Genomic DNA, 24,976 nt, shown 5'->3' with positions numbered 1-24,976 from the left:
CTTGCTCGCTACTAATAAGCATCTTGCTCGCTACTAATAAGCATCTTGCTCGCTACTAATAAGCATCTTGCTCGCTAAGCTGTTCGGCATTTAAATTGGGATACCCAAAACCCTGAAAGGCAACATGCAACAGGCAACAGGCAACAGCTAATACACAATTTAAATGCGTTTTAGCTTACTAATACCCAATTTAAATGCATGACAGCTTATGAGGGAGGGGGTATAAGGGTAATGTTTGTATCCAAAGAATTAGGGAGCATCCCGTTTTGGACAAAGCATTACCTCAAATAACGCAATTGCAAGGATTTCAGCCCCATTCAAAGAGCCAACGTGCCAAATGGGGATGCTCCCAAGAATTAGGGCTATGATGGATAAATTAATTTAATTTTAGTGAGTTTTTATTATGCATATTGGATTTCTTAACCCACAAGGTAACTTTGATCGCCATGATAGTTACTGGACTGAACATCCGGATTTCGGGGGTCAGCTCATCTATGTGAAAAATGTGGCGGTGGAGATGGCAAAGCACGGTCATAACGTAGATATTCTCACGCGCCAGATTATTGACCCAGAGTGGTCTGAATTTTCCGAGAAATTTGATCACTATCCCGATGCGCCCAATGTTCGGATTATCCGCTTACCTGCTGGACCCAAAGAATTTCTCCGCAAAGAATTACTCTGGTCACATCTGGTGAGAGACTGGATACCCAATATCCTACAATTTTATCAAGAGGAAGGGAACTTTCCTGATGTGATGACCAGCCATTATGCTGATGGTGGCATATCTGGGGTTTTAATTGAAGCTGAAGTTGGTATTCCTTTCACCTTTACTGCTCATTCTCTAGGGGCGTTGAAGATGGATAAACTCGAAGTCACGCCCGAAAATCTCCAAGAGATGGACGAGTATTATCACTTCGGACGCCGCATTGTGGCTGAACGCTTGAGTATGAATCGCTCGGCTGTCAATATTACCAGTACAACGGATCAAGAACGGTTTAAACAATACGCTCATCCTGCCTATCGAGGGGCAGTTGATGTCAACAATGATGCTCGTTTTGCCGAAATTCCACCGGGAGTTGACCCTTCATTGTTCGATATTGAAACCAGTTCCCCCAACGAGGAAGAAACCTATCAATTAATTCAAGAACGATTAGCGCAAGACATTGATGAAGGGCGGCAGGATTTGCCTGCGATTATCGCGGCGAGTCGATTAGCGCCGAAAAAGAATCATCTGGGTTTAGTCCAAGCCTTTGCTGAGAGTGAAACGCTGCAAGAAAAAGCCAATCTGGTTATTTTTACTCAGGGAGAAGACAACCCACTGCGGGAACCGGTTAGCAATCATACAGCAGAAAAGGAGATACTCATTCCCATACGAGAAGTTGTCAACAATAATAACTTACGGGGTAAAATCAGTGCCTTTAGTCTCCCAGATCAACCCGCCCTCGCCGCCGCTTATCGATTTTTTGCTCAACGTCATTCTGTATTTGCTCTCACGTCTCACCATGAACCTTTTGGATTGGGTCCGATAGAAGCCGCTTTAGCTGGGTTACCATTAGTCGTGACTAAAAATAGTGGTTTAAGGGAGAGTTTACGAGAGGGAGATGAGGTTTATGGTATTTTTATTGATCCAGAGAATCCAGCAGCAATTGCTCAAGGTTTAGAAGATGTTCTCAGTGATTCTCAACGGTGGGAGTGGTTCCATAACGCCTGTCGTGAGCATATATGGAACTATTACACTTGGAAGACAACGGCGATAGATTATCTGCATTTAATCGAGGAAATTCTCGCCTCACCTAACGCCCGTCGTCCTGATGAATTGTTGCGGATTCATCCTTATTTTCGTGATCCGCGACCTGAAAATGATGTATCGTTGGACGAGTTGAAGGAACTCTATTTCCAATCGTCATTGTCTTCATCGTAGGAGGTGAATTTACTCAGGTTTGGCGGTAGGGACAGGGCAATGTGGTGTCATCAGGACTGTCACTTATTCAAGCTTTGTAGAAGAATTTCAACGAGCCGATATACGTGTGTTCCTGGTGTAGGAGACCAATTTTGTGTCGCTGTTGGATGTAGCTGCTTGGCACGAGCTACCGCATCCGCAATTTTGGGTTCATATAAAGATAGATCAAGTTTACTACTATTGTAACTTCCTAAAAGGACTTTTAGCCTTGTCTTGAAATCCTGGCAACTTTTATCCTGGGACTCTAAATCTGAAAAGTGCAAGCACAACCAAACTTCAAAACAGGGGTTACTAATAGCTAAATAATAATTTTTTTGTTTAGCTTCACGACAAACTGAACTTAAATTTTGAGACGTCCAACGATCTACATCAAATACCAGCCAAAGCATATCATCGTCGTTTAGATCATAAAAAAAGGAATAGCACCAAAACGACCGTTTAAGTAACCTTTTTCAACTTTCAAGTCGGGTCTGATTTTGAATTCGGCTAAAGAATAAAGACTTGATGCACCTTGCTGATTCTTTTCAACAAACCAAATCTCATCCCGTCGCAGTAAATCTAAATCGAGTAGGTTAGTGTCATGAGTTGTAAAGATTAATTGATTACTTTTTTCTCTACAGTTTATTGCTGTTTGCACAAAAAAATGAGACAGTAGCGGATGTAATCGTCTATCAAGTTCATCTAAAAAAATGACTTTTTCAGATTCTTGCTTTAAAAGAAAGAGAGTCGGGATAAGATTAAGCAAACGTTGAGTGCCTTCTGACTCTTCTTCAATCGTAAAATCAATCAGATTCCCGTTTTCATCGCGATGTTGAGTTTTTAATTGAATCAATTCTAATTTTCCATCTTTATTTTTGCGAATTATATACCGTTTTCCTCGACTATTACTCCCTATTATTGCTAGTGCTTCTCTATCCGCATCATTAAGATTTTGAATTAAATCATCTATAACCCTTTTAGGTATTTTGGGGAAATGATAATCAATATCGAGTTCAGCTTCCTCAGTGCTAATCGAATCAATCCCTGTTCCAGCAAACCGAAGAAACTCACTGAGAAAATCGGTAAATGATTCATCACTGAGAATGCCAATTTCTAATCCCGGATAGTCAGCCTCGGCTGGAATAATAGTCAGTGCTTCTCTAAACCAGTTAGCCACCGGAACTAATACATCAACATTGCGGTCAATCGCTTCTGTTAAAAAAAGTTGGTTAGGGCGAGTCCCTTCAGCCACGAAATCAAGGAATTGTTTGCGTTTATTACTTCTACCTTTAAGAGGCGTGCCATAGTCCAAGCTTGTTTCTTTTTTTGAAGAAGTGATGCGTTCAAAATACATTACTTCTTGTTTTTTGTCATGAGGAATACCATAAAGCCATTCCTCAAAAATTTGTTCTCTATTCAATCTAAATCCATAAGAGTACTGGATGCCTTGATACGTAAATATACATTCAAATTTACTGGATTTTTGACTATAATTTCCCAGTTTAAATGGGATAACTGGAATTGATTGAGTGCTTCTAGTTCCTTCTACAACTAAATCTTTGGCAAACTTTACAGCCTCTATAAGATTTGATTTACCTGCTGCATTTGCCCCATAAATTGCGGCGAGTGGTAGCAGTGAGCGATCTTTCCCGGCTGCATTGTTAGCCAGATGTTCTAAATGTTTTTGGTCACTGTTAACGCCTAGCATACTGAACGTAACTTCATCTCTAAAAGATAAAAAGTTTTGTAAAGTTAGTTGAATCAGCATGATTCTTCACCTATCTGTATCCCACTAAGTAGGTTGGTGGAAATAAACTCAACCATATTAAGTTATGTTAACAAGCCTCAAACCCTTACAAATGACGAATGACGAATGACGAATGACGTAGCTTGCTTCTCGCGAAAGCGAGTTCCCCACCGTTAACTTTAATTGTCCCCACCTACTTACTTATTCTATCTATAGTAGGCTAAAACGGCATTTTAGGAGCAAAAATCTCCTAAATACTTAATTCTTGAGCAATTTATCCCTTTCAGTATAGATGGTATACTACTTTCGCCGCGATCGCACTCACCCACACTGGTTGTATCAGGTGCAGGTCAACGAGAGTTTGGGTCTTTGGAACCTAGACGGAGCCTTGTTTTTGAGTAACCTAACGCCCTCGCGCTTCCTGAACATTACGTGCTTTCCATCATGCGTACCCCTTTTAACCTCATTATCGTTAAGGAGAAATCCATTAATTTTGTTGACTCGCCCTTATCTTTTGTTAACGCTGAATAAAGGATAAGGTGGTGGGTTACGGCGGAGCGAGAATTAAATGATTTGTTTCCTCAATTTAACACCGCCTAACCCACCCTACAGGTTAAGGTTTATCTATCTATATTTACAGGAGGATACCTTTGACAAAGGTGGAATGCATCAGAATCAGTCTTAGCGTGAACACTATTGTCGCTTCTGGTTAAGCTAATGCACCCTTGCTGCAACAGGTGGTTCAGATTCAAATTCCACAAGCTAACTGTTCCATCTGGATTCGCTAATGCTAATTGTTCACCATCGGGGGAAAAGCTAACCTTGGCGACTGGATTTTTATGACTCGGTAAGGCTTTGAGTAATGTACCATTTTGATGCCAGAGTCTGACGCGGTTATCGGTGCTTGTCGTCGCTAAGATTTGGTTATCCGCACTAAAGCTAAAGCTGGTGACTGGTTTGGTATGTTGTAAGATATTCAACAATGTGCCATTTTTACGCCAAAGTCTTACTGTACCCTCTGTACTGCTAGAGGCAATAAGTTGACTATTGGGACTAAATTGGATATCGATAATAGCATCGTTGGTTGTATCAAAGGTGTGGAGTAACGTACCATCCCGACACCGCCACAGTGCGATCGCGCCTTGGTGATCTACAGTTGCTAGTTTATCACCGTTGGCGGAAAAACTGACATGGGAAATATTGGGACGAGTTAACGTTTGCGATAATTTATCCTCCAGATATTGCCACAGTTGAATCTCTTGATCGGTACTAACGGCAATTTGTTGACGGTTGGGATTAAAACTGATACTGGTTATATTACCTGCATCAACTTTTACAGTTGCCTGTCGTTGACCCTTTTGATCCCAAACTTGAATCGTACCATCAGCGCTAGCACTGGCGAGGGTTTGGCTATCAGAACTAAAGCTGAGATTAATGATGCGATCGCCTGCTTCCTGTAAAATATAAACTCGGTTAGATTTATCGGGATCACTCCGATGATGCCACAGCTTTACCGTACCATCCTTATAGGCGACAGCCAACATCTGACTATCCGGACTAAACCGAAACTGAGTCACTGGGGAAGAATGTCCGGGTAAACTATTCGGCTGACTGAAACTCGAAATCGCTTGATTGAATGCCATAATCACCCGCATTTTAGTATCTGCTGTCACGCCAAGGGACTGTTTAAGTTCTTTGGTTGCGCGAATACTTTCGATGAGTGCATCTCGCGTTTGATTGGTGGCTAAAAGGGATTCGGATAATAAACTCAGGGTATTGATTTTAATATTCCGTTCTTCAATCGAGGGTTTAACCCAAAATACACCCATCAATAGGGTTATAATCACCGCCGCCGCCCCCGTGAGATATTGAAATCTCAACTGCTGTTCCCGATTTAATTTCGCTTGGATTAATTTTCGTTGCTGTTGTTCTTTTGTTAATTCTTCCAGTAATTCTTTTTCGCGACGCAGTTGTTTAATTTCTGCTTGATTTTGGCTTTCGATTTGTCGTAATTGTGCCAGGGTTGCTTCTTGAGATGCGGCGAGGAAATGATAATCGCGATCGCTTAAACTTTTCCCCGTCGCCCAATCTTGAGCATCTTGTAAAGCCTGTCCGCGCAATAATCGAGACTCATCTTGGCAATCTGAGGCAAACCAAGCGGTTAACGCTTCACTGTAGGGACGTAATTCAGCTAGGGCGTTTTCTACCCAATTGGGGGTAAAAATAGACTGATAAATTCGGTTTTTTACTCGTAGTTTTCCGCCTTGACGAACAACTAACCCGCTGAGACATAATTGGGCTTGTTCGGGACTGTCATCAGCAATCAGTTCTCCCTGGTGTAAAATGCGCTGATAAAGTCCCAATAATCGACCCGCCAATTGCTCATTTTTGAGGATGCGATCGCGGATAGTTCGGATATGAGCAGGTTCATCTTGAGATTCCCAGTTTTCCAAGATTTTGGATTGGACAATTTGCCCAATTAAGGGTGAATTTAAATCGTCCCTTGAATCATTGATAGTCGAGTGATTCACCCCTACTAGGCTTGAATATTGCACCACTAACTGACAAAGTTTTTGGGTGAGAAAGGGTTGTCCACCTGTCCAGTCTAAAATCTCGTGTAAGACAGTTTGAGGATGATTAACATGTCCCGTTAATCCCTGAATCAACGGTTGACAATCCGGAAATTGAAACCCTTGCAACTCTATCGCCCGACCAATATTAAATGGGGTGCGGGTAGGATCACTAATTAAATCCAATGGCGTAGCAACTCCGACTAAGGCAAACGTAAGCCGCTGATAGTCAACATTTTGGGCGCGTTTATTATAGCAGGCGCGAATAAAGGCAAAAAAATCATCGGCAGCTTCCTGCAAGCTGAGAATGCTATCGATTTCATCAATAAAAATAACAATAGGTTGAGATAACTGTTTCAGCAGTACAGTGGAAACAAGTTCACTCAATCGCTGCACAGGAGACATCCAGTCTCGCCCTTGCCACCAGTCCATAAATTCCAGGGGATTGAATAGATTAAAGCTATTCAAAAACTGATAGGCTACACCGCCATACCACTGATCCAGGGATTGGCTACCAATATCCGATAAATCAATTGCAGCACAGGCAAATCCTTCCGCAGATAGCTTTTGCATGGTGCGAACCAGTAAACTAGATTTACCCATTTGTCGGGAATTAAGGACATAACAAAATTCTCCGCTTTTAAGCCCTTCATAGAGTTCCGTGTCCGCTTGTCGGATGATATAGGTAGGGGCATCTTCAGGAAGACTACCACCAATTTGGTAAGGGTAATAGTGCATGATTTATTAGATTTTTAAATTATTTTTTTCAAATATACTTAACAGTTTTATTTAAAATCAAGCCAAGTTAAGATTTCTTGCAGTAACCAGGCACTTTCCCTTTCACCTAAAGCACCACCAAGCTTGTAAATACAATCATCAATTGTAGGAATTAAAATTTCATACGTAAAGCCTCTATTCATTAAAAAAGCATTGCCAATACTTGTAATTTTTATCCGATACTGATCATAATAAGAAAACCAACTTCGTCGTTTTATTTCTAAGGAATTACGATTTCGCTCAAATAAAATGTAAGTTTTTTCACCCATGTTGCTTAACCGCACAAACGATATAGCTATTCCAGCAAATAATACTAGGAATGCGGCAGTGAAAAATAATCCCGATAGTGGGGAATTCGGGGATGATTCAGGGCTTGTAAAACTTGTGCCTCACGTTCAAAGAGTTTAAGTTCTTCCCACTGCATTTCCGGGCTAAAAGCTAATAGCTTAACCGTCACTTGTTCATTAGATTGTAAATCCGTCGCTAACCAAGTTTGTCGCCCTGCAGCCGTGCGTCCTAATTTTTCTTGCAGTTGGTAACGTTCCTTTAAGCATTGATTGGGATTGAACACGAGATTACCTCTGATAACGGTTGACGGTATCTGACGCCTGTGTAGGGACAAGTTTTACTGTTATCACTGTGCATAGGAATACCCATTCTTTTTCTGATTACACCAGGTACAAGTTTTGCGGTTACGGCGTGAGCGTCTTAACTGGCGGCGGGTAGTTTACTTCTTACCTTAACCTAGGTATGACTAAACCTGCCCTGACTTACAATTATCTCATCTTCCTTATTGCCTTTTTTGATAAAACGGCTCTATTCTGTTTACTGGGTACAGTTTCAGGTTATCGGGACTTTCGCCGGAACATCCCTACCCGGTTTGGTATAGCCCTACGCGCTGGTGTATTTACACATTAGAAATGGAGGCTTTACCAGGAGTGTTTTAGAACATTTGTACTGTAACTACGCAAGAGCGTACTGCTATAAATTGCCGATTAACGTTAATTTTTATAACGTTCAATTGTCGCCAGTGCTCGATCTTTACCACCATAATAAGATTGGATGATTTCAGCAATCTGAACCGCTCGTTCAGGGTTCCCTGTAGCGACTAATCGGCGTACAATGGCATCCAAGGCTTTAGCTTTTGGTTCATAGTCTGTGAGCGTTTTAGCTACCTGAATGGCTTGCTCATACTCAGCAGACGTGGTTAAATAGGGTGCGATCGCGTGGATGGTCTTACTCCGAATCGAGTCATCAGTGATATGATGAGTTATTCTCAAGGCTTGCTCAGACTCACCAGCATCAGTTAACTGGAGTGCGATCGCTTGTATCTTTTCAATGATTGTCAAAGTTTGCTTAGACTTACCCATCGCCACTAACTCCGTGGCAATAACCTCAAGTGCTTTGACTTTAACCCAACTCTCTGTAATCGTTTCCGCAGTATCAATGGCTTGATTGTACTTACCCGCTTTCGCGTAATTAGCCGAACGATAAGCTAAAGTCGAATCTTCCCCGATAAAAATTCCTTTTTCATCCTCTCCATAAAGATTTACTGTCTCCGGGGCGCATTGAATCACACCATCTTCTACAATTGGTGCTGGAGGGCGATTAGTACCCTTATCTTTTGTCTCACACAGAATCGCAAATGTTGTTAATTCTCCTGTTTCTTCAGCGTCACCCAAAAATACACCACCCACATAACTCTTTAAATCGGATTGGCGGGAAACGCCATAGTTAATCGAACTCAAAAGAGTGGCAGAAGTTAAATAGGTATAGTTTGTGGTTTCAGTGCTAATGCCTAGTCCCAGTTCACCAATATTATTCGTAAAATTACTTTCCTCTAAAAAATAAGCTTGCTGGGCGCGATTCATGGAACCAACATACTGTTTTGCTTCGGATTGCTTTGCTTTATCAGCGCTATTAATAAATGAAGGAATTACTAGGATAATAAAGCCAATTCCCATTAGTCCTAGCCAAGCCAAGCAGCCACAACCGTAACCACTTTTCGTATCCGATGAACGGTTTATTGATTGTTGCACAGGAATTTGATTCTGGTGATAAATAAAACAGGATTGCAGCAAAGAAAACGCTTGACGTGCCGTACTCACACGTCTTTCCGGTGCAGGTTGAATTAACTGCTCAATCCAGTTAGCAAAATTCGGATTAATTCTGACTTTATCTTGAAACTTAATCCGCATTCGCTGCTGGGGTAATTGAGATGGCGGAATCCCTGTTAATAAATGAATTAAAGTCGCACCCAAGGCATATAAATCTGATGCAGGTACAGCTTTTCCCCATAGCTGTTCGGGGGGCGCATAACCACTGGTTCCCACTACTGTAAATGTAACCCCTTCAGCTTTAGCTTTGTCTTGCACAGCACCAAAGTCTACCAAATAAATTTGGTTATTGTTCCCTAAAATTAGATTACTGGGTTTAATATCACGATGGAGAACAGGCGGACTCAATTCGTGTAAATCAATTAAAATCTTGAGCAAATCCTCAGCAAAATGACGCACCTGATTCTCCTTAAACTGTTTCCCTTGATCTAATAACTGCTTGAGAGAACTACCGGGAATATACTCTTGCACTAAAGCAAACCAGGGTAATCCGTTTACCTTAGACTGATCACTATTTTTATTGTCGATAGAAGATGCTTCTAAACCCGCTTCAACATCATCCACTGAGAAATAATCCAGATACTTCGGAATGCGAGGATGGTTGAGATTCTTAAGAACTTGAGCCTCTCGTTGAAACAGCTTCAACTCATCCCATTGCATCTGGGGATTAAACACCAGCAATTTAACTACAACGGCTGTTGGCGGTGAGGCTTGTGTATCCATCGCTAACCAAGTTTGCCGCCCTGCATTGTGTCCTAACGGTTTTTGTAGCTGATAGCGATCGCGTAAAATTTGTCCCGCACTTAACATAATTAATTCCTTCAAATCTTAACTAATAGGGTTTCATTCGTTCCTAACAATCTGCCAGCCAATCTTTAATTTCATAAACCAACCAATTTACTTCAGAGGGTTTTAGGTAATGAGCTAAACAGTAATTTTTCTTTCTCGTTTTTAGATAGATTGCCTGCTTAAAATAATCTGAGCTGACTTGTTGAATTTCTGAAAGTAACAAATGAAAATTGAATTGATCACAAACAAAAAAGCTGCTTTTGTCAAAAGTTACCTGATAAGCACAAAAATTAGGTAAAATGAAACCATCAATTCCTCTTTTAATTTCTGAGTATCCTTTTAATGTTTTCTGTCCAAAAATTAGAGATGATAAAAATACGACAATACTTATAACTAGCCAAGACAATGAGTCGAGGTTTCCAGCGATTAACGTGAAAAAATTTACCATTGTATACACTCCAGATAAGAGTGTAGAAAAAGATATAACAGTAAATAGCAAGCACAAACCGATGCATAGAATTAATTTAAATCCGAAAACTAAAATGCACACAGAAAAAAATAGTTTTTTAGCCGGAAATTTTATGACAAGCTGATGTAGAGATTTTTTGAGTTTAATTCGCGTTGAAAAAGGTGGATAAACGGATTCCAAAGGATAACAAATCGATCGCCCGGTTTCCAATGTATCAAGAGCTTGGCTAGCACAACTCAAGCGCAAATCTAAGTCCGGTTCCGTCAAGGCTTCAATCCAACTGATCAACTGAGAGTTAATACTCACCTGCTCCCGAAATTGTATGCGTAAATTTTGTTGGGGCAAATCAGCCGGAGAAACACCTGTTAATAGATGAATTAACGTCGCGCCCAAGGCATAAAGATCAGAAGCCGGAACCGCTTGTCCCCAGAACTGTTCTAAGGGTGCATATCCACTCGTTCCCACCACGGTAAACGTCACTCCTTCTACCGCCGCACTATCTTGCACCGCACCAAAATCAACTAAATAAATCTGCTTATCCTCTCCTAAAATCAGATTACTCGGCTTAATATCTCGGTGTAATACAGGTGAATTTAATCCATGTAAATAGATGAGAATCTCCAGCACTTGTTTAGCAATAGAACGAACCTGTGACTCCGTAAACCGCTTTCCCTCATTCAGTAACTGCTGTAAAGATTTGCCTGGGATATAATCCTGCACTAAGCCAAACCAACATAACCCCGCCCCAATTTTTTGATTCAAGGAAAAATAATCCCGATATTGAGGAATTCGAGGATGATTCAGTTGCTTCAGCACCGCTGCTTCTCGTTCAAATAACTTAAACTCATCCCACTCCATTTGAGGATTAAACGCCAGTAACTTAACTGTCACCTGTTCACCCGACTGTAAGTCTTGAGCTAACCAGGTTTGACGCCCTGCATTATTCCCTATTTGCTGTTGCAGTTGGTAATGTTCCTTTAAGCATTGCTTGGGGTTAAATAAGAGATTAGTTTTCATAACGATTGACCGCCTCTATTGCTGTAACTGTTCAAAGTTGTGAAACATCCAAATATACAAAAACAATCCGGACAAGATAGATAATGTTCATGATGTTTTAGGTATTATTGTCAACGTTTATAACCTTCAATTGCTGCCATTGCCTTCTCTTTACCGCCATAGTAAGATTGGATAGTTTGAGCAATCTGAACCGCTCGTTCATCGTTCCCTGTAGCAACTAATCGGCGTACAATGGCATCCAAGGCTTTGGCTTTTTGTTGATAATCTGTAATCGTTTTAGCCACCTGAATCGCTTGCTCATGCTCAGTTGCTGTGGTTAAATAAGGTGCGATCGCTTGGATAGTCTTACTCTGAATCGACTCATCGGTGATACTGTGAGTTACTCTCAAGGCTTGCTCAGACTCACCAGCATCAGTTAAGTTGAGTGCGATCGCTTGAATAGTATTACTCTTAATCGAGTCATCGGAGATATTACGAGTCACTCTCAAGGCTTGCTCAGACTCACCAGCCGCAACTAATTCTGTTGCAATAATCTGCAATGCTTTTGCCTTAAAACCTTCTTCGGTGATCGTTTCCACAGTATCAAGGGCTTGATTATACTTACCAGCTTTCGCGTAATTAGCTGAAATATATACTAACTTCCCATCTTCTCCGAAAAAAACCTCTTGATCCCCTCCACTAAGACTTTCCGTACCCGGAGCGCATTGAAGCCTACCATCTTCTACAATTGGTGCTGGAGGGCGATTAGTACCCTTATCTTTTGTCTCACACAGAATCGCAAATGTTGTTAATTCTCCTGTTTCTTCAGCGTCACCCAAAAATACACCACCCACATAACTCTTTAAATCGGATTGGCGGGAAACGCCATAGTTAATCGAACTCAAAATAGTGGCAGAAGTTGAATAGGTATAGTTTGTGGTTTCAGTGCTAATACCGAGTCCCAGTTCACCAATATTATTCGTAAAATTACTTTTCTCTAAAAAATAATTTTGCTGGGCGCGATTCATTGAACCAGTATATTCTTTTGCTTCGTATTGTTTTTCTTGACTAGGGTTAACCATAATCAATGGACTAACTAATAGGAACATAAAGCCAATTCCGATGATTCCTAGCAAAGCTAACCAGCCACAACTATAACCACTGTTTTTATCAACAAGCATTTAACTCTCTCTCCTCCAAAGTAAACCGTACAAAACCACCCAACTTAAAGCCAAAAATCAATCATTGCCCCTTTCACCTCTCTCTCCCTCTGCGTACCTCTGCGCTAACCTCTGCGTCCTCTGCGTTTCTCAATTAAACCAACGCCTACCTAAGCTTGAAGCTGCATCAAATAATAAGCCATGGGAATAATTCCAAAGGAACCCACTTGCATCGACATAACCGTCATTGCCAGATTAGGATGCTTCTGCTTTAATAAACCTGCGATCGCAAACCCCTTCGTTACAAAACCCAAAATAAAACCAATCAGCAGTAACCCGGCTGTCACAGCATACAGAAAATCTAGGTTTTCCGAACTATCCATGGCGCTAATCAGGAATAACGTAGCAAAGCCCAAAGCCATGAAGAAAAGATAAACACAAAACCTAAACATCCCTTGACTAATATTCTTCAAATATCCCCGACGCTGACAGAATGAAAGACACATCGCCGCCGATAAAATCGAGCCAATGAGAGCCAGAGGAAACATTACACTTAAAGAAACCCAACTAACCAAACTAGCCAATAGATAAAATCCATTCGCCAACCCTGCTATCACAAAAGCTTTTCGGAAAGGAATTAACTCTCGTTTGCACAGGATAAAAGATTCAATTAAAACCGTAGCCAATAGGGGTAATCCATACCCGTACATCAATGACATAGCCGGAAGTGTAATTAGACTAGAGCCAAATAACCATCCTCTATTCAATCCACCACAAGCCAGGGCGGGTAATGTCAGCATTAGCAGTAAACCGACTGTACCTCCTGTCACCTTCAGCCAAGATAGTCTCGGCGGCTGCGGCTTTACGGGGACACCCCTATAAAGAACCAGGGGAGCAGGTGTCAGAGGGAGCAGAGTCAAATCTAGGCTTGGCTTTTGTGTCATCGGTATTCTCCAGCAACTCGTGTTATCTCCCATCTAATCAGTCCCGTCTTTGAGATCCCATCGGAGTTATTCGAGAACTCATCGACTTCTCATTGACTTCGTTGAGATCAGGTTACTGGACTATATCTCTCCAACTTCAGAGGCTTATGCAATGGGTGTCCCATTTTTATCACCTGGTCTTTTTTCAGTCGCTTTTGCCTTTCATACGCTGTCACGCCTTTAAATTGGGAATAGGTAGCGAGCAAGATGCTCAATGCAGGGAGCAAGATGCTCAATGCAGTGAGCAAGATGCTCAATGCAGTGAGCAAGATGCAAAGCCTGCGGCATGGCTTCGCTTAACACACTACAACAAGGATTTCGTCATTATTGATATTAAGGTTTAAAATTTCACCCATGCGGGTATCACTTTCACCCATTCGGGTGTATTTATTAACTTCAAAAAGTGATATTTTTATACAAAATAGTCAACCAAGGTCGTATCATTTTGTAAATAAAATACAAAGTTTATTTGTTGCCAAAATAAAATAGAATTAAAAAGATACATAGGTGCAACCATGCAACTTAGAAACGAGAACTATTCAAAGTTGCCTCGTTTCCTCCATCGCTATTTTCCGCTTCAGAGGATAGGGGCAAAACGATTAGCAGGCTCCACGTTAGCCCAAGTCCTCACCCTAGCCATTGCGGTTGGATTAACTAATCTGGGAGCAACTTTAGCTCAAGTTCCGGGAAATAGTACGATAAACTCGCCAACACCGCAGTCTTTCCCCTCTCCTAGATTGCCAAGGCGTGAGCTAAACGTAGAACCTGTGCGACCTGCACCAATTCCCGCTCTCTATGAACATCCTGATTTCTTTGAAGAAGGACACGAAAAGTTTGAGGAACAAATTGACAAGTTAAGACTCCAGAATACGCCAGATTCTTCCGAAGAGGAGGTACTCACAATTGAAGAGTCAGCGTACTGGGAAAATCAAGACCATGGAGAGAGTTGGTTGACGAACAAATCCCACTCTGAGCTAAATTAACTGTTTGTAGTCAGCGCTTAAGCGCTTCTGCCACTAAAGTGGCTACTACGAACCCAGGTATAGAGATGTGTTAATTTGTCGCCAGACATAAGCCCATTGATAGAAGGTAAACCCTTCTATTTTTTTTAGAATGAATGTAAACCAAATATAAATGGAGGTAAAAGTATGACGACTCAACGCAACAAGTATTCAAAATTACCGCGTTTACCCGATCGCACTCCTCAATCTCAAGGGTCAGAGTCTAGACTAGGCGTGGGTTCTACCGTTGCCAAACTAGGGACTCTAGCCATCGCCCTGGTGCTAACGAATCTAGGCTTGACCCATTCAGCGTTTGCCCAAGCCCAAATTCCCAGGAATCCTAACTCGCAAACGCCGCAACCCTTACCATCAGATCAGAATCCGAATATAGACCTTCCTGATCAAGAACCTCCTCAACCCTTACCACCCCATGGTATATATGAACACCCCGATTTCTTTGAGGAAGGCGAAGAAAAGCTAGAACGACTCATTGACAGGCTCAGAGAAAGACGCGATGAAGATGAATCGGAAGAGGATGTACTCACGATTGAAGAGCAAGCCTACTGGGAAAATCGAGATCATCCAGATAGTCTGCTGACGCTGCGTGATCCAGAAACGGGATGGATAAGAGTTGTTTCCACTCAGGGAGAATTTGCGGTTTCTCTACCCAAAAAGCCAACAGATGTCACCGCCGTTCCAGCCAACCAAGCGACTGATCTTGACCTAGAAGCGTATCGCGTGAATCAAGCTCCCCAAAGATTCGTTATCGCTTATTCTGAAGAAACCACGTTAGCTGATCCAGAAGCCAAGTTACGCCAAGTCCGCGACCAAATTTTAGCCGAAACGGACGCTCAATTACGACGCGATCGCCGGATTTCTCTGGATGGTTATCCCGGTCGATCCTTTCAACTGAGAACCCCCAATCAAGTGATGACTTACAAGTTGTATTGGGTAGATGATCGCCTGTATGTTTTGAGAGCGAGTCAACAGCAGCCAGAGGAGACGTATTATCAAGCGGCTCAGTTTTTCAATTCCTTTGAGCCAATTACTCAATGGGATAATTAAGATCACCGACCACGATCTCATACCAAATCCGCTTTTGTAATCCCCTTTTTAGCGTGGGTACTTTTTCCGTAGAATCTTCTCACCTGGAATCTTTTCCCCACCAAAAAGGGGTCGCTCATCCGGATTTTGGATCACGAGTTTGCCCCGATCCTTTATGGTGAAAACGAATACCCAGGAAAATATCATAGACGAAACTTAAGAAATCTTTGCCTTTTAGCAGTCCCAATGACTGATGACAGCCCTTTTGTTCTAATAAAGGCTGAGTGGCTCGATAGGCTCCTTGATATTTATACCAGGGAATAGAGGGCCACAGATGATGAATCAAATGGTAATTCTGACCCATAATCATAATATTCAGGATGGGGCTAGGATAAACCCTGGCATTTTTCCAGCGATCGCGTTCTTTGAAGGGGCGATGGGGTAAATAGTCAAAAAACAAGCCCAATGCCAATCCGACAACCAAGGCTGGGGTAAACCAAAAGTTCATGATATAGCCCAAAAAGCCATAGTAACACGCCAGGTAAATCACCCCTGCCACAAAAGCTCGGCTCAAGAACCATTCCAGCAGTTCATACTTGCGCCACAAGCGACGCTTAAAGAAAAAGACCTCATGGTAAAAGAAGCGTGCCGCAATTAACCACAGAGGACCCCCCGTTGATACAAAATGATCGGGATCGTTTTCTGGATCATTCACATTGGCATGATGCTGCATGTGTACCCGGGTAAACACTGGGAACGCAAATCCCAACATCAACGCACTCCCATGACCCATCAGCGCATTCGCGATCCGATTTTTGTGGGCGACATTGTGAGAGGCATCATGGATTACCGTACCCGCCATATGCAATGCTAGGACATTAATCCCAAAGCACAAGGGTGCGGGTAACTCCCACAGCCAGTAACCGCAGGTCGAGAAGACTATCAGAGCCATCGCTACTATGAACATTAGTAACGTTAGATTAAAATCTTCGGGGGCACCCAAGAATTCTCTGGGTACGGTCAGTGGCTTGATTGCCTCCGACATCGTTGTTTGTACTCCTTATTAACTATCCTTTGGTAGTATAAGATGTCTTAACAGAATTATAAAGTTTTGTTGACATCAGGTCATTTAATCAAAATTGACCGACTGATAAGCTTAACATCTTTGGTAGAGACGTGCCATGGCGCGTCTGGGAGATGAGGGAGATGGGGAAGATGGGGAAGCTGGGGGAGCTGGGGGAGATGGGGAACACCTCGACTTACCTCGACTTCGCTCGGTAACACGCTCGGTGTGTCAGATGGGGCAAATTGTGTAGGGGCGGGTTTCACTACTATCTTTTCGGTTACACCCAGATGTAACTAAACCCGCCCCGACTTGACCAATGACCAATGACCAATGACCAATGACCAATGACCAATTACTGAAGTATCCAGGGAACCTCTGATTGCACTGCTATGGTCTTAACCTCATAAGTAGTCGATTATCCACAACGTATCCAGACCATGAAAGTTTCTTCCAGATTCCCTGTTCCCTTTACTCGGATGACCCGCAATCGGTTAGCCAATAGGGTGTCTTTGGGGTTAAGAACCACGGGTTGGTCAGCAAGTTTAGCCATTGTCCTCGCTAGTACCAATGGTTTAGCCGTCAACCCTGTCAACCAAAACCTCCCCGTTCAAAATCAGCTTCAGCGTGATGCTACCGTTGCTCAGAATAACACTGATGACCCTCGATTCACCTGCCAATTCTTTGAGGGGGAGTATACGGTGATGTATCACCCCGAAAGTCAACCTGATCAAGCTTATGCGTGGGCGACTCCGAGTTTGATGGGTGGGGGTTGGACTCCAGAACGCCGATGTAATGAAATTAGCCGTCGTTTGGAGTTTTATCGACCGGATGGATTATTGGAAATGCGGACAGCGACGGAAAATAACTACGACATTATTTGTGTCACCACGCAGAAGAACCTAGACTGTCAAATCGTCCTGACTGTACCGCCAGGTCAAGATCCTCAACTTACTCGCGATCGCGTGTTTGAAAATTTGACTGTTGCTGATAGTGGTCAATCGACGGATGCTGTAACCACATTTATTGAAAATGATAACCGTTCAGATTTGCTCAATCAGGTGTTAAATCAGGGGTTGTCAGTCTTGGGAATGGGTCAACCGTCGAGACCGAATTCTGAGTCGATCAATTTGCGACCTTTTCTTGATCCGGCTGATGGTGGAACAGGAACTCAATTGCGTCAGGGGACACCTGTACAATCAACTCCCCGCCTAAACCCCGATAATTTCCGATAAATCGGGTTCAATTTCGGGCTGAGGAACAGTGAGATCTAAGAAATTTTGGTGGTTTAAAATCTCGAAGAGATTGACATCTGTTTCTAGTAAACAGGCATGACCTGACTTCGGCAGCACTGACATCGTAGCGTTTGGCAGATAGTTGACTAAGGATTTGGCTTCTAAAACTGAAGACCACAAGCGATCCGCAGCGCTGGCGAGGATGAGGACGGGTTGAGTCAACTGTTCGAGTTCTCCTGGATCAACTTTAAAATTCCTCAGCATGGATACTCGCCAATGCATGGTTTTTGCGGGTAACGATCGCATCGCCTCTAAGAGGGCGCGGCGATTGCTGGGAATCATCCGATTGAGGGATGATAAGACGGGTAACAATGTCAAAGTAGATAGGTGATAAACATTATCGGGCAATACACCTAACCATTGTGATCCCCACAGCAACCAAGAGGGTTGACTCACGGATGTGGCTGGGTTACTTAAAATGATTCGGTGCAACAGATGGGGGGCGGTGAGGGCAACCTTTAGGGCTAAACAGCCACCAAAAGACTCGCCAAACAGATAAACGCTTTGGCTGCGTCTGTGGCTGAGTTCTGTGGCAATTAAGCTAGCTACCTGATTGGCTAAGTCTTGCCAGTGACTCAAATAGTGGGGAGGAATGACCAAACACCGAACATCAAACGCTGTGGCTAAGTTGGGTATCTGCGATCGCAAGAGCTGACCGGTTCCATCCATCCCCGATAAATAGACGAACAAGGGATAATCCGGATTTGGCGATCGCGGTCTCAGAAAATAAGGATGACTTTTTAGCTCTGGCATCATTGACTTTAGGTAGCCTTCGCTTATACTAGACGATTTCCCCCCTAGGGGCTTTCTCGGCTAAAGCTGAGATCTGTATCGATTAGTCCTGACACAACCCTTCGGGATAGTTATTTAATCTTTCTTTACAATAAGCCGTAATACGGCTGACTGGCAACTATTCTCAAGGTGGGGATGATTGAAATGGTAGAGACGATGGGAACAATTAGAAGATGAGGGAGAATTGCTCAATCCCCAATTTAACCACAGGAGTTGACAAAATCGCTATTATATGAATAGACGACAAAAGGAAAGGTCTTACCTCTACGGCTGCCTTTGGCTAATCTCAGTTCCGTTGACCTGTCACTCAACCTCGAGATCAGCTGGCGCTATCCTAAATTCAACGAAATAATTCCTTATATTGAGAAATAACTCCTTTTTTTTAGTTAGTTCAAGCATCTTTAAACAAAATTGAGTAAAGTTTGTTAATATTTTGTAGTATTTAATACTTTTTTGGGGCAAAATGCTAAGTAAAGCCAACTGGATATACCATAACAACCAAATAAGGGAGGGTGTTTTTGTAAACAATCGATGACTTCTAATCGGACTCAAAGAAACACATTGACCATTAAAAGCAAGGTAGCCCACAAACTCAGGGACTTCCTGCGCCAAAGCCTAGGTAAGAGGAGTCCCGATGACCAAGAGGCTAGGGTAGAGAGTATCCACAAATACAGGAGGACAGATCATGGTCTAGAATCTATCCAGCAATGGTTAAGCGATCGCATGGCTAATATGGAGACTGTCCTCGCCTTGAGGCAAGTCGGCAAAACCATCATTTGGGGAATTAATTCCCTTAACTCATTTAACCAATTCCTTGTCAAACAAGAGTTTGACAGTTTGTCCAAGATACGGAAACACTACCTTAACTGTGCAGGTCTTGTACAGTATCGGGGAATCAGTTAGACTAACAGCTTGTCTACTCGTGCTGACTATTCCCATAAACATCGATATCTACCAAAAACCTGGCAATCGAGAGAAACTTTAACCAAAAAACTCTCATTTAAGATCCTGTAACATCAGTCATTCCTCGGCATTGGGGAACGTTAGCGAATGATCGCTAAAGGACATCACCACTTGTTTTTGGGCGATGGAAGCCTAATAGTGTTCCGTCGTTTTCAGCCAAAATCACTCTGACGGCTGACTAAACGAAAAGATGGTTGGGAAGGAGGCATCTATTTCTTGCATAAAAAACTGAGGCATAAAAATCATGTTGAATAATTTTAGTACCGATCCCATTTTTACACCTGAACAAGTTTTAGAAAATCGCGGTCGGGTTGCCATATTCATTGATGGATCAAATCTATTTTATGCAGCCCTGCAATTAGGCATTGAAATTGATTACACCAAACTGTTGGTTCGTTTAACGGCTGGTTCACGATTACTGCGCTCCTTCTTTTACACCGGTGTTGATCGCACCAATGAAAAGCAGCAAGGGTTTTTGCTGTGGATGCGCCGTAATGGATACCGGGTCATTGCTAAGGATTTAGTGCAGTTACCCGATGGCTCGAAAAAAGCGAATCTAGATGTCGAAATTGCTGTCGATATGATGGCATTAGTGGGGTCTTATGATACTGCCATTCTCGTCAGTGGTGATGGTGATTTAGCTTATGCGGTAGATGCCGTCAGTTATCGAGGAGTGCGGGTTGAGGTGGTTAGTTTACGTTCAATGACTAGCGATAGTCTGATTAATGTCGCGGATCGGTATATTGATCTGGATCAGATTCAAGAAAGTATTCGCAAATCCCCACGACAAAACTATACCTATCGTCCTTTATCCGGTATTGGTATGATGGATGATCCCGGAGATCCTTCCATGGGTCATTAAGCTGTTCGTCATGGAAACGTTATTGTCAATAATGGCAATGGCGAAATTCTGGTAATGCGAGCATATTACTCGCTACTCATACCCGAATTTGAATTCATGACAGCTTACTCATGAGTTATGAGTCATTAGTCCTGAGTTTTTAGCGATAAGGACTAATGACTCATCATCAAAATTTCAATAAGCTAGCTCCAATGATTTTGAGTTGGAAACGATGTTTTGCAGTGAGCCTCTGTCTATTGGTTTATGCTCCAATCTTCGGCTGTCAGACTGACAATCAAACGGTCAAGAAAATTCAACAAGATACAGAGTCTACCGATATTGAAGGATCTCTTGTATTCAACAATGTTACCTTGGAGCAAGCTGATGAACAAGGTCGTCCTTTATGGCGGGTAAAAGCTAACCAAGCAACCTATACTAAAGACAAAAAAATAGCTAAAGTTGAACAGCCTATTGGTGATTTATTTCAGGATGGAAAGGTTATTTTAAAAGTATCAGCCAAGAGTGGGGAAGTTCGGGAAGATGGGAAACAAATCTTTCTGCAAGGAGATATTACGGCTACCGATACCCGCAATGGCGCGGTTTTTAAGGGTGAGGAATTGGAGTGGTTACCCCAGGATGAGTTGTTAGTAGTACGCCGAAACTTAGAGGGACGCCATCCTGAACAAATCGAGGTCACGGCTAATGAAGGACAGTATTTAACCCGCCAAGAGCAAATGGAACTTAAAGGTTCTGTTCAGGCAATCTCGAAAGATCCCAATGTGCAACTGAAAACAGAGCAGTTACTTTGGCAAATCAAAGGGCAACAGTTAATTGGGGATCAACGGACTCATATCGAACGGTATAAAGATAATACTGTAACCGATCGCGCAGTCGCTAACCAGACGGACTATAACCTAAAAACCAAAGTCGCGATCCTGAAAAAAGATGTTCAGGTTACGTCCATTGATCCCCCAATTTTAATATCTAGCAATGAGGCAATCTGGGATGTCAAGGCGGAAACAGTCCGCTCAAATCAGCCTGTTCAAATTGTCCATCAGGACGAGAATATGGTGATTACGGCGAATCAGGGTCAGGTGGATTTAGAGAGCGAAGTCGCCAATTTAAAGGGGGGTGTCCAAGGTGTGGGTAGTCGCAATCAAGCCGAACTTTATGCCAATCAGGTTAGGTGGGACATTTCCACTCAGAATATGCAGGCGTCGGGTAATGTGATTTATAAACAAGTTGATCCCCCCTTTAATGTCACCGGAGCCACCGCCGTGGGTAAATTACAGGATCAGAGCATGATCGTCAGGAGTGGATCGAGCGATCGCGTCGTCACCGAAATAATCCCCTAGAGGGAGATGGGGGAGATGGGGAAGCTAGGGAAGAGGATTACCAATGAACCATGAACCATCAACCATGAACCATCAACCATCAACCATCAACCATCAACCATCAACCATCAACCATCAACCATGAACCATCAACCATGAACCATGAACCATGAACCATCAACCATGAACCATCAACAATCAACATAAGACGAATGACTACGGCACATCAAAAAGAATACTATTGGGAAGATTACTAATCGCTCGTTGCAACTGGGCGAGCGCTCGGTTGTAGTCCAGAATTGCCGTCAATAGGTTGACTCTGGAACGAGTTAACGCCGTTTGCTGATTAATTACATCGGTTTGAGTACCCACCCCAGCACCAAATCGTAACCGTGCCAATCGTAAGCTTTCTTGTGCTTGTTCTAGGGCAAAAGATGCCGTTTGAATATTCTCCTGGCTAGCTGTTAACTGGAAAAAAGCTTGTTCAACCTCAAGGCGAATTTGGTCACGTTCATTGGCAAAATTGGATTCGGCGATCGCCACATCCGCTTCGGCTTGTCTGGCTCTGGCTTTTGCGGCTCCTCCATCAAAGAAATCCCACTGAAGTCGTGCTCCTAGGGTCAAGCCATCTGTCAGACCATCACTATCATCTAATTGGGCGGAAATATTATATCTGGCAAACAGATTCACCTGGGGTTTATTGGCGGCTAGAGCAATGCGCCGTTGTTGTTCATTGATATTGCGTTGTGCCAGTTGCTGTTCCAACTCCGCCCGGTTTTTCAACGCTAAAATAATGCTTTCTTCGAGGGAAAGTTCCCAGTCCCCTGCCACATCGATGGGATCAGCCGCAGAAATTCCCACCTGCTGATCCAAACTCAACAATTGTGCAATTTGGCGACGGGCAATACGTTGCTGACTAATGGCGTTGGTTAACGCTTGATTATTATTGGCGAGTTCCACCTGCGCCTGCAACACTTCAAATCGAGTTCCTAAGCCAGCTTGTTCGAGTAACTGGGCATCCCGTAGACTGCGAGCCGCATCATTAACCGCGGCTTGGCTAATTTCGACTTCGGCATCTGCCTGTTGCAAATCGTAGTAAGCACTGGTGACATTTAGTCGTAGCTGTTCTAAGATGCTTTCTACACCCAGTTGTTGGAAGCGTACCTGTTGTTCGGCAGCTTGAATAGCCGCAGGACGACGCCCAGCCGTATAAGCTGCATAATTTAATTCCAGTCTAGTATCAAAGTTTGTCGATGTGCTCGTCTGATTCGTCTGACCCAGTAGCTCTTGTAAAAAACCTTGCTGACCCCCAGTTTCCGACTCAGTTCGGGTAAATTCGGCAATGGCGCTAATCGATGGAAACTCGGCAGCTAGGGCTTCTTGCAGTGCAAACTCCGTTCGTTCTAACTGAAGTCTAGCCACTTGTAAATCTTGATTGTTACGCCGTGCCAATTCTATTGCCTGTTCTAGGGTAATTGGCTGAGTCGTTTGCACTTGAACTTCTTCAACTTCGGTGGGAAACAGCAATGGATTAGCACTGGGATTGAGTAATTCTGATATCGGTAGATCAGGAGTGGTAGACGGTATCGGCACAGGTTCGATCTCTGGTGTGAGAAAGTCGGGTGAAGGTGTATCTGGTTCCTCTAGCGTGGGAAGGGAGGGAATGGATTCAGGGCTTTGACCAATCGAATTCTCTGGCTGTTGGGTAACGAGTTGCTTAGAATCTTGAGCCAGTTCTATGGAATTGGGGGAATGTTCAGTCTCAGAGGTTACGGGTTCACTTGTAGAGTTCAAGAACTCACTTGTCTGAGCATGGGTTGGTTCCTCTATGGTGTTCCGGGGGAAATGACGTTGCTTCCTTTTGATCGCGTCTAAGCTTGTGCTGAGGGCATCAGGATCAATCCCTTCTGTCATCTGCCATCTGTCATCTGTCTTTGGTCGGTCATCGTCTGTATCAACGAATACATTCTCCTCAGTCGATTGGGGAGCAACCGTTGTCAATCCTCTCTGTGTCACCCCATCATAGTGATGAGTCGGGGCTTGACGTTGAAAGCTAAGCGGCGATGGTAAATCTTGAGAGGCGCTTGGTTTTGTATAGATCAGAGCGATCGCAGTCCCCACACCTAGAGCTACAAAATCACGAAACGTTGGCATAAGTTTAAAGTTGGGTCTTTAGTCTAAAAAAAATTATGTTGCTTGTATCAGTAGAGTCACCATAGGCAGAATAATCGCTTATCTGTGAGGTTGGCAAACCTGTCAAGGCAAGAATCTCTCGATCAAGCTTGGCACAAGCAATCAGCAGCATCTAGTGCGACAAGACAGAAATAACTGACCAGTTAACATCTCCCCCAGCTCCCAGACGTAGCATGCTACGTCTGGAACATGGCTCCCCCAGCCACCATTAGCTGAATTAGACCATTGACCATGCGATCGCGCTCTAAGGGCAGAATTTCATCCCCCTGTAGGATGTTTTGCACGATCAGGTAATGAACCAGAGAGCCGGTAAAAATCCGGGCGGCGACGACGGGATCGGACAATTTGAGTTGGGGTTGAGAGGCTAGGTATAAGGAAAGCCGTTCCATTAAGGGTTTGATAATTTCGCGCACATGGGTTTGAGCTAATTCCGGAAACCGCTCAGACTCGCCAATGATTAACCGCATCAAGGTTAACAGTCACGATTGAAACCGAGTAATTTGTCATGGTTCATTGTTGATTGTTCATTGTTGATTGTTCATGGTTCATTGACAAATTAGACATCATGCTTGGCTTCCTCAAAACGTTACAACAGCGCACTCCCCTAGGGCTACTTCAGCTTAAACATGACCGAATGCGGCTATTAACCGCGATTGTTGGGGTTTATACCCGGTTTAGCGATCGCATTAGCGGCTTATCAACTTACAGCCGCAGCAACCGCACTGCCTTTGGCGATGCCGTTGAGTCGGACTATTTTTGTGCTTCTGCTGACATTTGTCATGTGTGGTGCATCAGGTGCGATCGCGACTCGCCGACTCCAAGCTGCTGATCCGGCTGATATTTTTTAAAGCAGGGGGAGCAGAGGGAGCAGGGGGAGCAGGGGGAGCAGAGGGAGCAGGGGGA

Annotated in this window: 21 protein-coding genes and 3 pseudogenes; 10 read left to right on the top strand and 14 right to left on the bottom strand. The window is 43.3% G+C overall.

Annotated elements, in window-relative coordinates:
• Positions 1–403: 403 nt before the first annotated feature.
• Positions 404–1,921, top strand: coding sequence for a glycosyltransferase (locus tag ACLFWI_RS06435; RefSeq protein ID WP_446412242.1), 1,518 nt, complete (start codon positions 404–406; stop codon positions 1,919–1,921).
• A 59-nt stretch (positions 1,922–1,980) separates the two neighbouring features.
• On the opposite strand, the gene ACLFWI_RS06430 is transcribed toward ACLFWI_RS06435, so the two are convergent.
• The 10 genes and pseudogenes from ACLFWI_RS06430 to ACLFWI_RS06385 all read right to left on the bottom strand — a co-directional run bounded on the left by ACLFWI_RS06430 (position 1,981) and on the right by ACLFWI_RS06385 (position 13,508).
• A complete protein-coding gene (locus ACLFWI_RS06430) occupies positions 1,981–2,349 on the bottom strand; it encodes an RloB family protein (protein WP_446412241.1) in 369 nt (122 codons plus the stop codon).
• A gap of 11 nt (positions 2,350–2,360) precedes the next feature.
• Positions 2,361–3,707: an AAA family ATPase gene (locus tag ACLFWI_RS06425; protein WP_446412240.1), complete on the bottom strand. Its 1,347-nt coding sequence runs from the start codon at positions 3,705–3,707 to the stop codon at positions 2,361–2,363.
• A gap of 599 nt (positions 3,708–4,306) precedes the next feature.
• Positions 4,307–6,994, bottom strand: coding sequence for an AAA-like domain-containing protein (locus ACLFWI_RS06420; protein ID WP_446412239.1), 2,688 nt, complete (start codon positions 6,992–6,994; stop codon positions 4,307–4,309).
• Between the two features lie 47 nt (positions 6,995–7,041).
• A complete protein-coding gene (locus tag ACLFWI_RS06415; RefSeq protein WP_446412238.1) occupies positions 7,042–7,302 on the bottom strand; it encodes a hypothetical protein in 261 nt (86 codons plus the stop codon).
• A gap of 56 nt (positions 7,303–7,358) precedes the next feature.
• Positions 7,359–7,604 (bottom strand): annotated as a pseudogene (locus ACLFWI_RS06410) (serine/threonine protein kinase); the annotation flags it as partial.
• A gap of 430 nt (positions 7,605–8,034) precedes the next feature.
• On the bottom strand, positions 8,035–8,997 hold the full coding sequence (locus tag ACLFWI_RS06405; protein ID WP_446412243.1) for a type IV pilin-like G/H family protein: 963 nt from the start codon (positions 8,995–8,997) through the stop codon (positions 8,035–8,037).
• A gap of 105 nt (positions 8,998–9,102) precedes the next feature.
• A pseudogene (locus ACLFWI_RS06400) lies at positions 9,103–9,960 on the bottom strand (serine/threonine protein kinase); the annotation flags it as partial.
• A 43-nt stretch (positions 9,961–10,003) separates the two neighbouring features.
• A complete protein-coding gene (locus ACLFWI_RS06395) occupies positions 10,004–11,425 on the bottom strand; it encodes a serine/threonine protein kinase (protein WP_446412237.1) in 1,422 nt (473 codons plus the stop codon).
• Between the two features lie 110 nt (positions 11,426–11,535).
• On the bottom strand, positions 11,536–12,585 hold the full coding sequence (locus ACLFWI_RS06390) for a type IV pilin-like G/H family protein (RefSeq protein WP_446412236.1): 1,050 nt from the start codon (positions 12,583–12,585) through the stop codon (positions 11,536–11,538).
• Positions 12,586–12,734: 149 nt separating this feature from the next.
• Positions 12,735–13,508, bottom strand: a complete 774-nt coding sequence (locus tag ACLFWI_RS06385) for a hypothetical protein (RefSeq protein ID WP_446412235.1) — start codon at positions 13,506–13,508, stop codon at positions 12,735–12,737.
• Positions 13,509–13,654: 146 nt separating this feature from the next.
• Here ACLFWI_RS06385 and ACLFWI_RS06380 point away from each other — a divergent pair, with 146 nt between their 5' ends.
• The 3 genes from ACLFWI_RS06380 (at position 13,655) to ACLFWI_RS06370 (ending at position 15,613) form a co-directional block, all read left to right on the top strand.
• On the top strand, positions 13,655–13,891 hold the full coding sequence (locus ACLFWI_RS06380; RefSeq protein WP_446412234.1) for a hypothetical protein: 237 nt from the start codon (positions 13,655–13,657) through the stop codon (positions 13,889–13,891).
• A 171-nt stretch (positions 13,892–14,062) separates the two neighbouring features.
• Positions 14,063–14,530, top strand: coding sequence for a hypothetical protein (locus ACLFWI_RS06375; protein ID WP_446412233.1), 468 nt, complete (start codon positions 14,063–14,065; stop codon positions 14,528–14,530).
• A 165-nt stretch (positions 14,531–14,695) separates the two neighbouring features.
• The gene (locus tag ACLFWI_RS06370; RefSeq protein WP_446412232.1) at positions 14,696–15,613 is read left to right on the top strand and encodes a hypothetical protein; all 918 of its coding nucleotides are present in this window, start codon (positions 14,696–14,698) and stop codon (positions 15,611–15,613) included.
• A 115-nt stretch (positions 15,614–15,728) separates the two neighbouring features.
• Here ACLFWI_RS06370 and crtR read toward each other — a convergent pair whose 3' ends face one another.
• Positions 15,729–16,637, bottom strand: coding sequence for a beta-carotene hydroxylase (gene crtR / locus ACLFWI_RS06365; RefSeq protein ID WP_446407207.1), 909 nt, complete (start codon positions 16,635–16,637; stop codon positions 15,729–15,731).
• Between the two features lie 136 nt (positions 16,638–16,773).
• Between crtR and ACLFWI_RS06360 the strand changes: the two genes are divergently transcribed.
• Positions 16,774–16,908 (top strand): hypothetical protein, encoded by a 135-nt coding sequence (locus ACLFWI_RS06360; protein WP_446412231.1) that lies wholly within the window; start codon positions 16,774–16,776, stop codon positions 16,906–16,908.
• A 187-nt stretch (positions 16,909–17,095) separates the two neighbouring features.
• Positions 17,096–17,890, top strand: coding sequence for a COP23 domain-containing protein (locus ACLFWI_RS06355; RefSeq protein ID WP_446412230.1), 795 nt, complete (start codon positions 17,096–17,098; stop codon positions 17,888–17,890).
• Here ACLFWI_RS06355 and ACLFWI_RS06350 read toward each other — a convergent pair.
• The gene (locus tag ACLFWI_RS06350) at positions 17,867–18,706 is read right to left on the bottom strand and encodes an alpha/beta fold hydrolase (RefSeq protein WP_446412229.1); all 840 of its coding nucleotides are present in this window, start codon (positions 18,704–18,706) and stop codon (positions 17,867–17,869) included. The genes ACLFWI_RS06355 and ACLFWI_RS06350 overlap by 24 nt on opposite strands.
• Positions 18,707–19,303: 597 nt before the next feature.
• Here ACLFWI_RS06350 and ACLFWI_RS06345 point away from each other — a divergent pair.
• From ACLFWI_RS06345 to lptC, 3 genes are all read left to right on the top strand, one after another.
• Positions 19,304–19,645, top strand: coding sequence for a hypothetical protein (locus ACLFWI_RS06345; RefSeq protein ID WP_446412228.1), 342 nt, complete (start codon positions 19,304–19,306; stop codon positions 19,643–19,645).
• Positions 19,646–19,949: 304 nt separating this feature from the next.
• Positions 19,950–20,567 (top strand): LabA-like NYN domain-containing protein, encoded by a 618-nt coding sequence (locus ACLFWI_RS06340; RefSeq protein WP_446354357.1) that lies wholly within the window; start codon positions 19,950–19,952, stop codon positions 20,565–20,567.
• Positions 20,568–20,788: 221 nt separating this feature from the next.
• On the top strand, positions 20,789–21,901 hold the full coding sequence (gene lptC / locus ACLFWI_RS06335) for an LPS export ABC transporter periplasmic protein LptC (RefSeq protein WP_446412227.1): 1,113 nt from the start codon (positions 20,789–20,791) through the stop codon (positions 21,899–21,901).
• A gap of 195 nt (positions 21,902–22,096) precedes the next feature.
• Here lptC and ACLFWI_RS06330 read toward each other — a convergent pair whose 3' ends face one another.
• Positions 22,097–24,034 carry a TolC family protein gene (locus ACLFWI_RS06330; protein ID WP_446412226.1) on the bottom strand — a complete coding sequence of 646 codons (1,938 nt, stop codon included), beginning with the start codon at positions 24,032–24,034 and terminating at the stop codon, positions 22,097–22,099.
• A gap of 215 nt (positions 24,035–24,249) precedes the next feature.
• A complete protein-coding gene (locus tag ACLFWI_RS06325) occupies positions 24,250–24,540 on the bottom strand; it encodes a TetR/AcrR family transcriptional regulator C-terminal domain-containing protein (protein ID WP_446412225.1) in 291 nt (96 codons plus the stop codon).
• Between the two features lie 186 nt (positions 24,541–24,726).
• Between ACLFWI_RS06325 and ACLFWI_RS06320 the strand changes: the two are divergent.
• Positions 24,727–24,921: pseudogene (locus ACLFWI_RS06320) on the top strand (ABC transporter); the annotation flags it as partial.
• Positions 24,922–24,976 lie beyond the last annotated feature (55 nt).

Origin of the sequence: Coleofasciculus sp., from assembly GCF_046539235.1 — a bacterium.
GTDB lineage: Bacteria > Cyanobacteriota > Cyanobacteriia > Cyanobacteriales > Coleofasciculaceae > Coleofasciculus.
Note: the sequence above shows the minus strand (reverse complement) of the source record. Positions and strands in the feature narration are given on the sequence as shown.